General features: G+C 72.4%; 13 protein-coding genes. 7 read left to right on the top strand and 6 right to left on the bottom strand.

Annotated features, from left to right (window positions below; translation table 11 throughout):
• Positions 1-8 precede the first annotated feature (8 nt).
• From AB0P17_RS03775 to AB0P17_RS03785, 3 genes are read right to left on the bottom strand one after another with little or no spacing between them, the layout of a single operon-like run.
• Positions 9-1,244 carry a methyltransferase domain-containing protein gene (locus tag AB0P17_RS03775; RefSeq protein WP_365807268.1) on the bottom strand — a complete coding sequence of 412 codons (1,236 nt, stop codon included), beginning with the start codon at positions 1,242-1,244 and terminating at the stop codon, positions 9-11.
• Entirely contained in the window at positions 1,244-1,405 is a 162-nt protein-coding gene (locus AB0P17_RS03780) for a hypothetical protein (RefSeq protein ID WP_365807270.1), read from the bottom strand. Before AB0P17_RS03780 ends, AB0P17_RS03775 begins: the two co-directional genes overlap by 1 nt.
• A 40-nt stretch (positions 1,406-1,445) precedes the next feature.
• Positions 1,446-2,291 (bottom strand): hypothetical protein, encoded by an 846-nt coding sequence (locus AB0P17_RS03785; protein ID WP_365807272.1) that lies wholly within the window; start codon positions 2,289-2,291, stop codon positions 1,446-1,448.
• Positions 2,292-2,442: 151 nt separating this feature from the next.
• On the opposite strand from AB0P17_RS03785, the gene AB0P17_RS03790 reads away from it, so the two are divergent.
• Entirely contained in the window at positions 2,443-2,727 is a 285-nt protein-coding gene (locus tag AB0P17_RS03790) for a hypothetical protein (protein WP_365807274.1), read from the top strand.
• On the top strand, positions 2,727-3,908 hold the full coding sequence (locus AB0P17_RS03795; protein WP_365807276.1) for a glutathionylspermidine synthase family protein: 1,182 nt from the start codon (positions 2,727-2,729) through the stop codon (positions 3,906-3,908). The genes AB0P17_RS03790 and AB0P17_RS03795 overlap by 1 nt, the downstream gene beginning before the upstream one ends.
• A 99-nt stretch (positions 3,909-4,007) precedes the next feature.
• On the opposite strand, the gene rocD is transcribed toward AB0P17_RS03795, so the two are convergent.
• Positions 4,008-5,216 (bottom strand): ornithine--oxo-acid transaminase, encoded by a 1,209-nt coding sequence (gene rocD, locus AB0P17_RS03800; protein WP_365807278.1) that lies wholly within the window; start codon positions 5,214-5,216, stop codon positions 4,008-4,010.
• A gap of 165 nt (positions 5,217-5,381) precedes the next feature.
• Here rocD and trpS point away from each other — a divergent pair, with 165 nt between their 5' ends.
• Entirely contained in the window at positions 5,382-6,395 is a 1,014-nt protein-coding gene (trpS, locus tag AB0P17_RS03805; protein ID WP_365807279.1) for a tryptophan--tRNA ligase, read from the top strand.
• Between the two features lie 342 nt (positions 6,396-6,737).
• Positions 6,738-7,328: a 2'-5' RNA ligase family protein gene (locus tag AB0P17_RS03810; RefSeq protein ID WP_365807281.1), complete on the top strand. Its 591-nt coding sequence runs from the start codon at positions 6,738-6,740 to the stop codon at positions 7,326-7,328.
• 37 nt (positions 7,329-7,365) lie between these two features.
• Here the strand turns inward: AB0P17_RS03810 and AB0P17_RS03815 are convergent, their stop codons facing one another.
• Positions 7,366-8,154, bottom strand: coding sequence for an SDR family NAD(P)-dependent oxidoreductase (locus AB0P17_RS03815; protein WP_365807339.1), 789 nt, complete (start codon positions 8,152-8,154; stop codon positions 7,366-7,368).
• 168 nt (positions 8,155-8,322) lie between these two features.
• On the opposite strand from AB0P17_RS03815, the gene AB0P17_RS03820 reads away from it, so the two are divergent.
• The gene (locus AB0P17_RS03820) at positions 8,323-9,336 is read left to right on the top strand and encodes a YihY/virulence factor BrkB family protein (protein WP_365807282.1); all 1,014 of its coding nucleotides are present in this window, start codon (positions 8,323-8,325) and stop codon (positions 9,334-9,336) included.
• Here the strand turns inward: AB0P17_RS03820 and AB0P17_RS03825 are convergent.
• Positions 9,284-10,615 (bottom strand): D-alanyl-D-alanine carboxypeptidase, encoded by a 1,332-nt coding sequence (locus AB0P17_RS03825; RefSeq protein WP_365807284.1) that lies wholly within the window; start codon positions 10,613-10,615, stop codon positions 9,284-9,286. The two genes, AB0P17_RS03820 and AB0P17_RS03825, sit on opposite strands and share 53 nt — an antisense overlap.
• 97 nt (positions 10,616-10,712) lie before the next feature.
• On the opposite strand from AB0P17_RS03825, the gene AB0P17_RS03830 reads away from it, so the two are divergent.
• Positions 10,713-10,970 carry a hypothetical protein gene (locus AB0P17_RS03830; RefSeq protein WP_365807285.1) on the top strand — a complete coding sequence of 86 codons (258 nt, stop codon included), beginning with the start codon at positions 10,713-10,715 and terminating at the stop codon, positions 10,968-10,970.
• Between the two features lie 15 nt (positions 10,971-10,985).
• On the top strand, positions 10,986-12,389 hold the full coding sequence (locus AB0P17_RS03835) for a metallophosphoesterase (RefSeq protein ID WP_365807287.1): 1,404 nt from the start codon (positions 10,986-10,988) through the stop codon (positions 12,387-12,389).
• Positions 12,390-12,481 lie beyond the last annotated feature (92 nt).

Consider the following 12,481-nt stretch of genomic DNA (forward strand, 5'->3'; position numbering starts at 1 on the left):
ACGGCCGGCTACCCGGGCGCCCAGCGGGGCCCCGTCTCCCGGTCGCCGCTCCAGACGTACTGCTCGTCGGGTGTCCGCGTCATGCCGAAGTCGTGGAGCGGCGGCGCGCCCGCGCTCTCCCATCTCCGCCACGCCCGCGCCACCTCGTCGGCCAGCCGCCGGGGCCCGCCCTGACGGGCCACGGTCGGGCGGCCCGCCGTCCCGCCGTGGCGCGCCGAGAGGGTCGCCCAGGAGGAACGGCCGTCGTGCAGCAGCGCGCGCACGCCGTCTCCGCCGGACTCCGTGATGATCCGTACGTCGGGGAGCAGCACCCGCAGCGCGAAGAGCGCGTTCCCGTCCGTGAGCGCCGAAGGGGCCCTGGAGAACGGGGACTCCGTCTCCGGCGGGACGGCATCACGGATCTCGTGGAACCCCGGGCCGGGTCCGGCGGCGTACCGGCTGGGCATGAACATCCCCAGGCCCTGCATCCAGCCGGAGGCCGACCGGCCGTCGTCGGCCACCGTGAGCGCGACATGCCCGAGCCGCCCCCACGGGGTGACGATCCGGCCGCCGGGGCGGGTCTGCGCCACCCAGGCCCAGGGCACCTCCTCCACCGCATAGGTCGCGATCACCCGGTCGTACGGCGCCCCGTCCCGCAGCCCGAGCGACCCGTCACCCACCCGTACCGACACCTCCGCTCCCGCGCTCCTGATCCGCTCCCGCGCGGCGTCCGCGAGCCCCGCGTCGAACTCCACGCTGGCGACCCGCCCGGCGCCCGCGCGCAGCCCGAGCAGAGCCGCGTTCCACCCCGCTCCCGTGCCCAGTTCGAGCACCCGGTGGCCGGGCTCGGGCATCAGCGAGTCGAGCATGTCGGCCACGACGGAGACGCAGGACAGGCTGGAGGTGGGCAGGCCGTCGGTGACCTGGATGACCGTGGAGTCGTACGACCCGGGGTACACGGCGCCCGCCCATCCCCGGGGGTCGGCGGCGCGGTCCACCGGCAGGTACTCCTCGCCGTCCCACACCCAGACCCGCCCGGGGGCGAACCGGTGCCGGGGCAGGGCCTCGACGGCCGAGCGGACCCAGGGCGAGTCCTCCGGCCAGCAGCCCCGGGCCGCCATGTCGTCCGCAAGCCGCCGCCGGTACGCGTCGATGTCCACGGGACCGGTGTCCACGGGACCGGTGTCCAGAGGGCCGGTGTCCACGGGACCGGTGTCCACGGGACCGATGCCCAGAGGGCGGATGCCCACGGGGTCGAGGGCCATCACCCCTGCTTCCTGCGCTTGCCGGTGGGCGGTGGCGGATCGGGCACCTTGCTGTCGGAGTTCCCCGGCGGGGGCTTGCCCTGGGAGGGGGCGGGATCGGGCTTGCTGTGACCACCCATGGTCACCTCCTCTTCCTTCGGATACCGGACATCGTCGCTCACCGTGATCACCATGGGCAATGGCTCGATCACTCTCTGGCATCTACTCGCCAAGCTTTGCCCCCGGCTCGGCAGGTGCCGGCGGTTCGCCGAAGCGGGCCAGGGCCAGCGCTCCCGCCACCGCGACCGCGAAGCCCGTCACCGCCAGCCACGCCAGCCCGTCCCGGGTGCGGTCACCGAGCCAGGCCACGCCCACCAGGGCCGGGCCGACCGTCTCGCCGAGGACCAGGCCCGCCGTCGCCGTGGTCACGGAGCCGCGCTGGAACGCCGAGGTGAGCAGCAGGAACGCGGCTCCGCCGGCCAGCGGCAGCGCCCAGAGCGCGGGGTTCCCGGGGTCGAGGGGATCGGCCGGGTCGATCAGCCGGACCGCCACCTCCACCACCCCGAAGCCGAACCCCGCGCCCAGCCCCAGCACCAGCGCCCGCGCCCGGCCGGGGAGGTGCCCCGCGGCCGCGCCCGCCAGGAGGATCGCCACCACGACGGCCGGCAGGGCCCAACGCAGGGCGGCCGGGCCCGTACCGTGCCCCTCCGCGCCGGAGGCAAGTCCCAGCATCGCCAGGCCGCCGCAGACCACGGCCACCGCGGCCCACTCCGTGGAGCTGAGGCGTACGCGCAGCACCCGCGCGGCGACCACCGCCGTCGCCGCCAGACTCGCGGCGAGCGCCGCGCTCACCGCGTAGATCGGCAGCGCGCGCAGCGCGACGATCTGGAGGACGAACCCCAGCCCGTCCAGGCCGAGTCCGGCCGCGTACCGCCACTGCCGCAACGCCCGCAGCAGCAGTGCCGGATCGACCCCCGACCCCGTCCCGGGCTCCGCGGCGCGCGCCGCGACGGCCTGGAGCACGGACGCGGTGCCGTAACAGACCGCCGAACCCAGTGCGCAGATCATCCCAAGGAACACAAAGCGACCTTAGGTCCTCTCCGGTGGACACATCCGGGCAACAGACGGCGCACCGTCCCTACAAGAGGTCGAACCGGCCATCTAAGGTGTTCGGGCGGCCTCTTGGCCAGAATCGAACACCACGGGGGAGGTGCGGCACATGACCGCACGGGAACGGAAACTGAGGTCGAGCACGGTCGTGCTGGGGTCCATGGGGGTGCTGGCACTCGCCCTCACGTCCTGCGGCTCGGAGCCCGACAAGCGGTGCGCCGACCGTACGACCAAGGAGGCCCTGCCCAGCTCCCAGTGCAAGAGCGGTGGCAGCGGCTCGTACTACTACGGGGGCAACAGCAGCAAGGGCAAGGTCGAGGGCGGCAGTTTCGACAAGGCGGCGGTCGACCGCGGCGGCTTCGGCTGCTCCGGCTCCGGCTCCGGCGGCGGCTGATGAAACGTCACGCCATCGCCCCGCGCCCCGACTGGCAGCGGACCGTCGAGGAACAGGGCGTCGTCTACCCGCTCACCCGCTACCCGGACGGCTCCCTGCGCCCGTACTGGGACGAGAGCGCCTACTACACCTTCACCCTGCCCGAGGTGGAGGCCCTCGAAGAGGTCGTGGAGGAACTGCACGCCCTCTGTCTGGACGCCGCCGCGCACATCGTCGCGCACGACCGGTTCGCCGACCTCGGCGTCACCGACCCCCGGCTGGCCGCGCTGATCTCCGAGTCCTGGCGGCGCCGCGCCGAACTGCCCTCCCTGTACGGCCGGTTCGACCTGCACTACGACGGCTCGGGGCCGGCGAAAATGCTGGAGTACAACGCCGACACCCCCACCTCGCTGGTCGAGGCCGCGAGCGCCCAGTGGTTCTGGATGGAGGACCGTTTCCCCGGGGCCGACCAGTGGAACTCCCTCCACGAACGCCTCGTCGACGCCTGGCGGCGGCAGGCCGCCCTGCTGCCGCCGGGCCCGGTCCACTTCGCGCACTCCGACAGCGATGAACTGGGCGAGGACCTGATGACCGTCGCGTATCTGCGCGAGACCGCGGCACAGGCCGGTCTGACGACCGAGGCGCTCTCCGTCGAGGAGATCGGCTGGGACCGGCTCTCCGGCCGTTTCGTCGACGAACGGCTCCGCTACATCCGCACCTGCTTCAAGCTCTACCCCTGGGAGTGGCTGGCCACCGACCGGTTCGGCCCGCACGTCCTGGACACCCTCGACAACGGCGGCGGTACGGGCACCACCTGCTGGATCGAACCCGCCTGGAAGATGCTCCTCTCCAACAAGGCGCTCCTCGCGATCCTCTGGGAGCTGAACCCGGGCCACCCCCACCTCCTCCCCGCCCACCTCGACGGCCCCCGCGAACTCGCCGCCTCCCGCGGCTATGTCGCCAAGCCGCTGCTGGGCCGGGAGGGCGCCGGGGTCACGATCCACGAGCCGGACGGCCGTCCGGTGGTACGGGACGAGGCGTGCTGCTACCAGGAACTGGCCCCGCTGCCCGCCTTCGACGGCAACCACGTGGTGCTCGGCGCGTGGGTGGTCGGGGACGAGGCGGCGGGGCTCGGCATCCGGGAGTCGTCGGGCCTGATCACGGACGAGTACGCGCGCTTCCTGCCCCACGTCATCCTCTGAGCCGACCTCCCGATCCGAGCCGACACCGCGACAGGGGGCACGGCTGTTACATGGGGCCCGGCTACTGCATAGGGCCCCGGCTGCTGCATGGGGCCCCGGCTACCGCTCCGCGAGCACCGCCCGCAGCTGGTCGAGCCCCCAGTCCAGGTCCTCCTTGCTGATCACCAGAGGCGGAGCGATCCGGATCGTCGAGCCGTGCGTGTCCTTCACCAGGACGCCCCGCTCCATCAGCCGCTCCGAGATCTCCCGCCCCGTGCCGTGCGACGGCACGATGTCCACCCCGGCCCACAGCCCCCGGCCGCGCACCGCCGCCACCGCCCCGCCGCCCGTCAGCAGCCCCAGCTCCCGGTGGAGATGGTCGCCCAGCTCCGCCGCCCGCTGCTGGAACTCGCCGGTCCGCAGCATCGCGATGACCTCCAGCGCCACCGCGCAGGCCAGCGGGTTCCCACCGAACGTCGACCCGTGCTCGCCGGGCCGGTGCACGCCCAGCACCGCCGCCGAGGAGACGACCGCCGAGACCGGCACCACCCCGCCGCCGAGCGCCTTGCCGAGCACGTACATGTCCGGCACCACGCCCTCGTGCTCACAGGCGAAGGTCGCGCCCGTCCTGCCGAGCCCCGACTGGATCTCGTCCGCGACGAAGAGCACGTTCCGCGCCCGGGTCAGCTCCCGCACCCCGGCGAGATAGCCCGGCGGCGGCACCAGCACCCCGGCCTCGCCCTGGATGGGCTCCAGCAGCACGGCCACGGTGTTCTCGGTCAGCGCCGCCTCCATGGCGGTGAGGTCCCCGTACGGCACGATCTCGAACCCCGGGGTGTACGGGCCGAAGTCCGCGCGGGCCTCCGCGTCCGTGGAGAAGCTGATGATCGTCGTCGTACGGCCGTGGAAGTTGTTGCCCGCCACGACGATCTTCGCCATGCCGTCCGGCACGCCCTTGACGCGGTACCCCCACTTCCGCGCGGTCTTCACCGCCGTCTCCACCGCCTCCGCGCCGGTGTTCATCGGCAGGACCATCTCCATGCCGCAGAGCGCGGCCAGCTCCGTGCAGAACTCCGCGAACCGGTCGTGGTGGAAGGCCCGGGACGTCAGCGTCACCCTCTCCAACTGGGCTTTGGCGGCGTCGATGAGCCGCCGGTTGCCATGGCCGAAATTGAGTGCCGAGTACCCGGCGAGCATGTCGAGGAAGCGCCGTCCCTCGACATCGGTCATCCACGCGCCCTCCGCCGAGGCGACGACGACGGGCAGCGGATGGTAATTGTGCGCACTGTGGGCTTCCGCCGAGGCGATGGCACTCTCCGTTGTCGACACGGGTCTCTCCGATCCGTCAGGGCAGACTGGCAAAGCTCTGCCGCGTCCGCGGGGCTCGGCCCCACTTTCTTTCGTCCCGCGCAGTCCGGACGATGAAAGCTTTCCCGCGGTGTCGCCCGGCTGAACAGTTTCGAGCTGTCGGTCCCACCTGAGACAATGCTGAACATGGCCTCAGAAAGTCCTCGCGCCCTCTCCGGCATCCAGCCCACCGCGGGCTCGTTCCACCTCGGGAACTACCTCGGTGCGGTGCGCCAGTACGTGGCGCTGCAAGAGACCCACGACGCGTTCTACATGGTCGTGGACCTGCACGCGATCACGATGCCGCAGGACCCCGCCGCGCTGCGCGCCAACACACGGCTGGCCGTCGCCCAACTGCTGGCCGCCGGGCTCGATCCGCAGCGGTGCACGCTCTTCGTCCAGAGCCATGTCCCCGAGCACGCGCAGCTCGCCTGGGTCATGAACTGCATCACGGGCTTCGGCGAGGCCTCCCGGATGACGCAGTTCAAGGACAAGTCCGCCAAGGAGGGCGCGGACCGTGCCACGGTCGGCCTCTTCACGTACCCGATCCTCCAGGTCGCGGACATCCTGCTCTACCAGGCCGACGCCGTCCCGGTCGGCGAGGACCAGCGCCAGCACATCGAGCTGACCCGCGACCTCGCCGAGCGCTTCAACTCCCGCTTCGGAGAGACGTTCACGGTCCCCGCGCCGCACATCGTCAGGGAGGTCGCCAAGATCTACGACCTCCAGGACCCCGCGATCAAGATGAGCAAGTCGGCGTCCACGCCGAAGGGCCTGATCAATCTGCTCGACGAGCCGAAGGCCACCGCGAAGAAGATCAAGAGCGCGGTCACGGACACCGGCACGGAGATCCGCTTCGACGCGGTGGCCAAGCCCGGCGTGAGCAATCTGCTGACGATCTACTCGACCCTCACGGAGACGCCCGTCGCGGATCTGGAGCAGCGGTACGAGGGCAAGGGGTACGGCGCCCTGAAGACGGATCTGGCGGAGGTGATGGTCGAATTCGTCACACCCTTCCGGACCCGCACCCAGGAATATCTGGACGATCCCGAGACGTTGGACGCCGTCCTGGCCGCGGGCGCCGAGAAGGCCCGTGCGGTCGCGGCGGAGACGCTGGCCCAGGCGTACGAGAGAGTGGGGTTCCTGCCCGCCAAGCACTGAGCCAGGTGGCCGGACCGGGTGTCCGGAGGGGCCACGAAGGGGCCACCGTATGGACGAATCCGTGTGACGCGGGTACGTCAGACGGTTACGCCATGTACTGATGCCGGCCCCCGGTCCGGCGAGCGCTGGCCAGCACGGCGGTGCGACCGTCACACTGGCGGGCGGCGGATGCCCGGCAGAACCCGGCGGCACGGAAGCCGCCCCGGACCGGCCCGGAGGCCGGCGCGGGGACCGACCCGGACCGGCCAGCCGGACCGGCACAGACCGGTTCGGACCGACCCCGGACCGACACAGAGACCGACAACAGACCGACAGACCGACAGAGAGACTGAGGAGAACGACGTGGGGACCGTAACGCTCGGCGTTTCGATCGCGGTCCCGGAGCCCTACGGCACTCTGATCCAGGAGCGGCGTGCGGGCTTCGGTGACCCCGCCGCACACTCCATCCCCACGCATGTCACGCTGCTGCCTCCCACCGAGGTGGACACGTCCGCGCTGCCCGCGATCGAGGCGCACCTCGCCGCCGTCGCGGAGGCCGGCCGGCCCTTCCCCATGCGGCTCTCCGGCACCGGTACGTTCCGCCCGCTCTCCCCGGTCGTCTACATCCAGGTCGTCGAGGGCGCCTCGGCCTGCGCCTGGCTCCAGAAGCGGGTCAGGGACTCCTCCGGGCCGCTCGTCCGTGAGCTGCAGTTCCCGTACCACCCGCATGTGACCGTCGCGCACGGCATCACGGAAGAGGCGATGGACCGGGCCTTCGAGGAGCTGTCGGAGTACGCGGCGGAGTGGAGCTGCGCCTCCTTCGCCCTCTACGAGCAGGGCACGGACGGCGTCTGGCGCAAGGTGCAGGAGTACGCGTTCGGTGGCGGTACGGAGACCCCGGGGGTGCCCTCCCAGTCCACCCCCGCCGACCGCCCCGCCTCCCTGAGCCCCTGAGCCTCCGCCCCCGGGCTCCTGAGCGGCCGAGGGCCCGTCAGATGGGGAGCCTGCGGAAGAGCGGACGCGGCAGCAGCCGGAGCGCCGCCGCCAGCACCCGCAGCGCCCCCGGCACCCACACCGTCTCCGCGCCCCGCCGCAGCCCCGCCTCGACCGCCACGGCCACCTCCCCGGGCGTCGCCGCCATCGTCAGGGCCGTCGGCGCCTGCGCCCGGTCCCGGGAGGGCTGCCCGGGCCGCGCCGGCGTCCACGGCCGTACGAAGCCGGGCCGTACGACCATGACCCGCACCCCGGTGCCCTGCATCGCGTCCCCCAGCCCCTGCGTGAACGCGTCGAGGCCCGCCTTGCCCGACCCGTAGAGGAAGTCGGCGCGCCGGGCCCGCTCCGCCGCCACCGACGAGAACACCACGAGCGCGCCGTGCCCCTGGGCCTGCAGCGCCGCCGCGCAGACCAGCCCGGCCGAGACCCCGCCGGTGTAGTTCGTCTGCGCCACCCGCGCCGCCGCCGGCGGATCCGCCTCGTCCCGCGCCTGGTCGCCCGGCACCCCGAAGGCGAGCAGCACCAGACCGACCGGACCCTCGGCGAAGACCTTCCCCAGCGCCTCCGCGTGCGCGCCGGGATCCAGGGCGTCGAACGGGACGGTACGCACCTCCGCGCCCAGCGTCCGCAGCCCGGCCGCGGCGGCCTCCAGCGCGGGGGAGGGGCGGCCCGCCAGCCAGACCGTACGGGCGCCGCGGACGATCAGCCGACGCGCGGTGGCCAGGCCGATCTCCGACGTTCCGCCGAGCAGGAGCAGGGACCGCGGGATACCGGAGGCCTGCGGGATACCGGAGCCGTGGGGGATACCGGAGGCGTGCGAGGTGCCGGAGGCGTCCTTCATCGGTGAGCGCATGGACGCGACCGTATCGCCAGGCTCGCCCCATATCTCACTCTTGAGCGCCTTTGTCGTGATGGCCGCAGGGATACTCGTATGAATGGGGGTAGGGACCTCCGCATGGACTGGCTGAAAAACCTCCCCGTCATCGGCCCGGTCGTGGCGCGTCTGATGCGGACCCACGCCTGGCGCTCGTACGAGAGGCTCGACCGGGTCCACTGGACACGCCTCGCCGCCGCCATCACGTTCATCAGCTTCATCGCGCTCTTCCCGCTGATCACCGTGGGCGCGGCGATCGGCGCCGCGCTGCTGAGCCAGGGGCAGCTCGACCGGCTCCAGGAGAGCATCGCGAAGCAGGTGCCCGGCATCTCGCAGCAGCTCGACCTCAACGCCCTCGTCGCCAACGCGGGCACCGTCGGGGTGGTGGCCGGCGCGCTGCTGCTCCTCACCGGCATCGGCTGGATCGGCTCGATGCGGGAGTGCCTGCGGGCCGTCTGGGAGCTGGAGGACCCGCAGGACGGCAACCCGATCCTGCTCAAGGCCAAGGACGCCGTGGTCCTGCTGGGCCTCGGCGCGGCAGGGCTCGCCTCGGTCGGCGCCTCGTGGCTCGGCTCGACGGCCGTCGGCTGGAGCGCCGAGCAGCTCTCCATCCCCCGGGGCGGGGCGGGCGGCGTACTCCTGCAGGCCGCCGCCCTCGCGGTCGCGGTCGTCGCCGACTTCCTGCTCCTCCTCTACGTCCTGACCCTGCTGCCCCGCGTCCATCCGCCGCGCCGCCGCCTCGTCGTCGCCGCGCTGCTCGGGGCCGTCGGCTTCGAACTGCTGAAGCTGCTGCTCGGCGGCTACATGAGCGGCGTGGCGACGAAGAGCCTGTACGGCGCGTTCGGGGTGCCGGTGGCGCTGCTGCTGTGGATCAACTTCACGGCGAAGCTGCTGCTGTTCTGCGCCGCCTGGACGGCGACGGGCGGCAAACCGGCGGCGGAGCCGGAGCGGACGGAGTCCGGCGACGACGGCGACGGCGACGGGGGCAGGGGCGGCGACGGCGGCAGGGGCGGCGACGGCGGCAAGGAGGCGTACGGGGGTGCTACGCGCGCGGGCGGCGCCGGACCAGGTCGGGCAGCGGCCAGCGCCGGTTGACCAGATACGCCGTACCCGCGAGCAGGACCAGCGCCCCGCCCGTGATGCCGAGCGCGACCCCGGCCCCGCCCGTACCGCCGCTGTTCGCCGCCGCCACGGGCCGGCCGTCGTGGCCGGCACTGTCATCGGATCCCACCTGCGTGGGGTTCGGCGACGCGTTCGTACGGGCCGACTTCGGCGGCACCAGCACCCCCACCGGCTTCACCTTGCCGCTCGCCGTGAACCCCCAGTCCAGCAGCCGGGCCGTCTCCTGGTAGACCGCGTGGGCCTCCGTGGACGACGGGTTCATGACCGTGACCAGCAGCTTCTTGCCGTCGCGCTCGGCGACCCCGGTGAAGGTGTTCCCCGCGTGGGTGGTGCTGCCGTTCTTGACGCCCGCGATGCCCCGGTACTGGGCGACACCGCCCGCGCCGGTCAGCAGCCGGTTGGTGTTCTGGATCTCGAAGTTCTCCCGTACCGGCTTGAAGCCCTCCTTCTTCTCGCCCTCCTTGGGCTTCGAGAACTCGCCGGGGAACTTGGCCGTCTGCGTCGAGCTGTACTCCCGGAACTCCTTCTTCTGGAGGCCGGAACGGGCGATCAGCGTCAGGTCGTACGCGCTGGAGACCTGGCCCTTCTCGTCGTAACCGTCGGGCGTGACCACGTGCGTGTCCAGCGCCTGCAACTCCTCGGCCTGCGCCTGCATCTCGCCGACCGTCTTCTCCACCCCGCCGTTCATGGCGGAGAGCACATGGACGGCGTCGTTGCCGGAGCGCAGGAACACCCCCAGCCACAGGTCGTGGACGGTGTACGTGAGGTTCTCCTTCACCCCGACCAGGCTGCTGCCCGCGCCCACGCCCGCGAGGTCGGTGTTGGTCACCTTGTACTCCTCCGTCGCGGACAGCTTGGGCAGCAGCGTGTCCGCGAAGAGCATCTTGAGCGTGGAGGCCGGCGGCAGCCGCCAGTGCGCGTTGTGCGACGCCAGTACGTCGCCGGTCTCGGCGTCCGCGACGATCCAGGACCGGCCGCTCAGCTTCTTGGGCAGCACCGGCACGCCCGCGCCGAGATTCACCTGCGTCCCCGCCTTGCCGAGCAGCGCCCCGCCCACGGTGGACATCGAGGCGGGCGGCTGGGGCTGCTGCTTGCCGGACGCGCCGGCGGCGTCGGACCCGCTGTCCGCGGAGGCCGCGGGTGCCTCGGGCGTCGCGGGGACCGCGTAGGCCGCCGAGGCGGGCAGCACGGTCAGAACAGGCAGCAGGGCGGCGGTGAGGACCGTCACAGCGGTCTTTTTCAGAGCGGGCACGACCGAGAACGTACATGCCCCGGCCATGGACACAGACACCGGCGGAACTCCCGGACCCCGCTGCCGCCGCCCGGAGGGCGACGGCGATACTGAATCCATGAAGCTCAGCCGCCCCGTGTCCTGGTTCCTGCTCGCGTTCGGGGTCTGGAGCTGGTTCATCTGGATCACTTTCGTGAAAAATCTCTGGCAGGACGGCAGCGGGCTCGCTTTCGACGACGCCGGCGACCCGACGGGATATTTCTGGGTGCACCTGACGCTCGCCGTCGTGTCCTTTCTTCTGGGGACGGCGATCGGCGTGCTCGGGTTCCGTGGCGTCCGCGCACTCCGGCGCGAACAGCCTGAACAACAGGTATAGGGGCGGGGTCTCTTCGTGGTTGTCGTAGTCGTTCTGGCGGTGCTCGCGGTTGTCGCGGTGCTGGTCGCGGCGCACTGGTACGTGTGGCGGCGCCTGGTGCGCGACACGACGGCGGCGCCCGGGCCCGCCCGCAGACTGGGAACGGTTGCGATTATTCTGCTGCCAGTTCTCTCGGTCGGCGCTATGACTTCGAGTCGTTCCGAGGCACCGTTCCTGCTCCAGCAGGCCCTGGCCTGGCCGGGGTTCCTGTGGCTGGCGACGCTGCTGTACCTGGTGCTGGCACTGGCGGTGGCGGAAATCGGGCGCCCGTTGCTGCGCCGCTACCTGGCCCGGCGGGACACGGCGGAAAACACACCGGAGCCCACTACTCCGACAGGGCAACGGGAACCGGCCGCGACCGCGACGACGCCTGCCGCGACCGAGAAGGCGCCTGCCGCCGCCGGGACGACGCCTTCCGTCGCTGAGGAAACCCCGGCCGCCGCTGAGGAAACGCCGGGCACGGCCACCGTCACCGCCACCGCCTCCATCCCCGTCTCCGCACCCCCTTCCTCCACCGCGTCCACCGCGACCACCGCTTCCACCGCGCCCACGGGCCCCTCCCGCCGGCTCTTCGTCTCCCGCGTCGTCGGCGGCGCCGCCGCCACCGCCGGGCTCGCCACCGTCGGGTACGGCACGTACGGCGTCCTGCGCGGCCCCCGCGTCAAGCGCGTCACCGTCCCGCTCGCCAAGCTGCCGCGCTCCGCCCACGGCTTCCGTATCGCCGTCGTCAGCGACATCCACCTCGGCCCGATCCTGGGCAGCGGCCACTCCCGGCGCATCGTCCACGCGATCAACTCCACCCGGCCCGACCTGATCGCCGTCGTCGGCGACATGGTCGACGGCAGCGTCCAGGACCTGGGCCCGGCCGCCGAACCCCTCGCCGGTCTGGAGGCGCGGCACGGCTCCTTCTTCGTGACCGGCAACCACGAGTACTTCTCGGGCGCCGCCGCCTGGGTCGACCACGTACGCGAGCTGGGCATGCGGCCCCTGGAGAACGAGCGCGTCGAGATCGCCGGATTCGATCTCGCCGGGGTCAACGACATCGCGGGCGAGAGCGAGGGCGACGGCCCCGACTTCGTGAAGGCGCTCGGGGACCGCGACCAGGCCAGGGCCTCCGTGCTCCTCGCGCACCAGCCCGTCGTCATCCACGACGCCGTACGCCACGGCGTCGACCTCCAGCTCTCCGGCCACACCCACGGCGGCCAGGTCTGGCCCGGCAGCCTCCTCGCGGGCTTCGCCAACCCCACCGTCGCCGGTCTGGAGCGGTACGAGGACACCCAGCTCTACGTGTCGCGCGGCGCGGGTGCCTGGGGCCCGCCGGTACGGGTCGGGGCGCCCTCCGACATCACCGTCGTCGAACTGGCCTCGCGCCAGGCGTGACCCCCGGGGTGGGGAGGGGCGGGGCCCGGTGCCCCGCCCCTCCCCACCCCCTTTTTTTCATGGCTCCGAACCGGCCATTTCCACAGTTGCCA

Source organism: Streptomyces sp. NPDC088124 (genome assembly GCF_040685895.1).
Classification (GTDB): domain Bacteria; phylum Actinomycetota; class Actinomycetes; order Streptomycetales; family Streptomycetaceae; genus Streptomyces.

Coding starts and splice junctions, on each gene's coding strand:
- AB0P17_RS03790 (WP_365807274.1), top strand. CDS start 2,443: ATGACCGCACGGGAACGGAAACTGAGGTCGAGCACGGTCGTGCTGGGG.
- AB0P17_RS03785 (WP_365807272.1), bottom strand. CDS start 2,291: ATGATCTGCGCACTGGGTTCGGCGGTCTGTTACGGCACCGCGTCCGTG.
- AB0P17_RS03775 (WP_365807268.1), bottom strand. CDS start 1,244: ATGGCCCTCGACCCCGTGGGCATCCGCCCTCTGGGCATCGGTCCCGTG.
- AB0P17_RS03795 (WP_365807276.1), top strand. CDS start 2,727: ATGAAACGTCACGCCATCGCCCCGCGCCCCGACTGGCAGCGGACCGTC.
- AB0P17_RS03820 (WP_365807282.1), top strand. CDS start 8,323: ATGGACTGGCTGAAAAACCTCCCCGTCATCGGCCCGGTCGTGGCGCGT.
- trpS (WP_365807279.1), top strand. CDS start 5,382: ATGGCCTCAGAAAGTCCTCGCGCCCTCTCCGGCATCCAGCCCACCGCG.
- AB0P17_RS03830 (WP_365807285.1), top strand. CDS start 10,713: ATGAAGCTCAGCCGCCCCGTGTCCTGGTTCCTGCTCGCGTTCGGGGTC.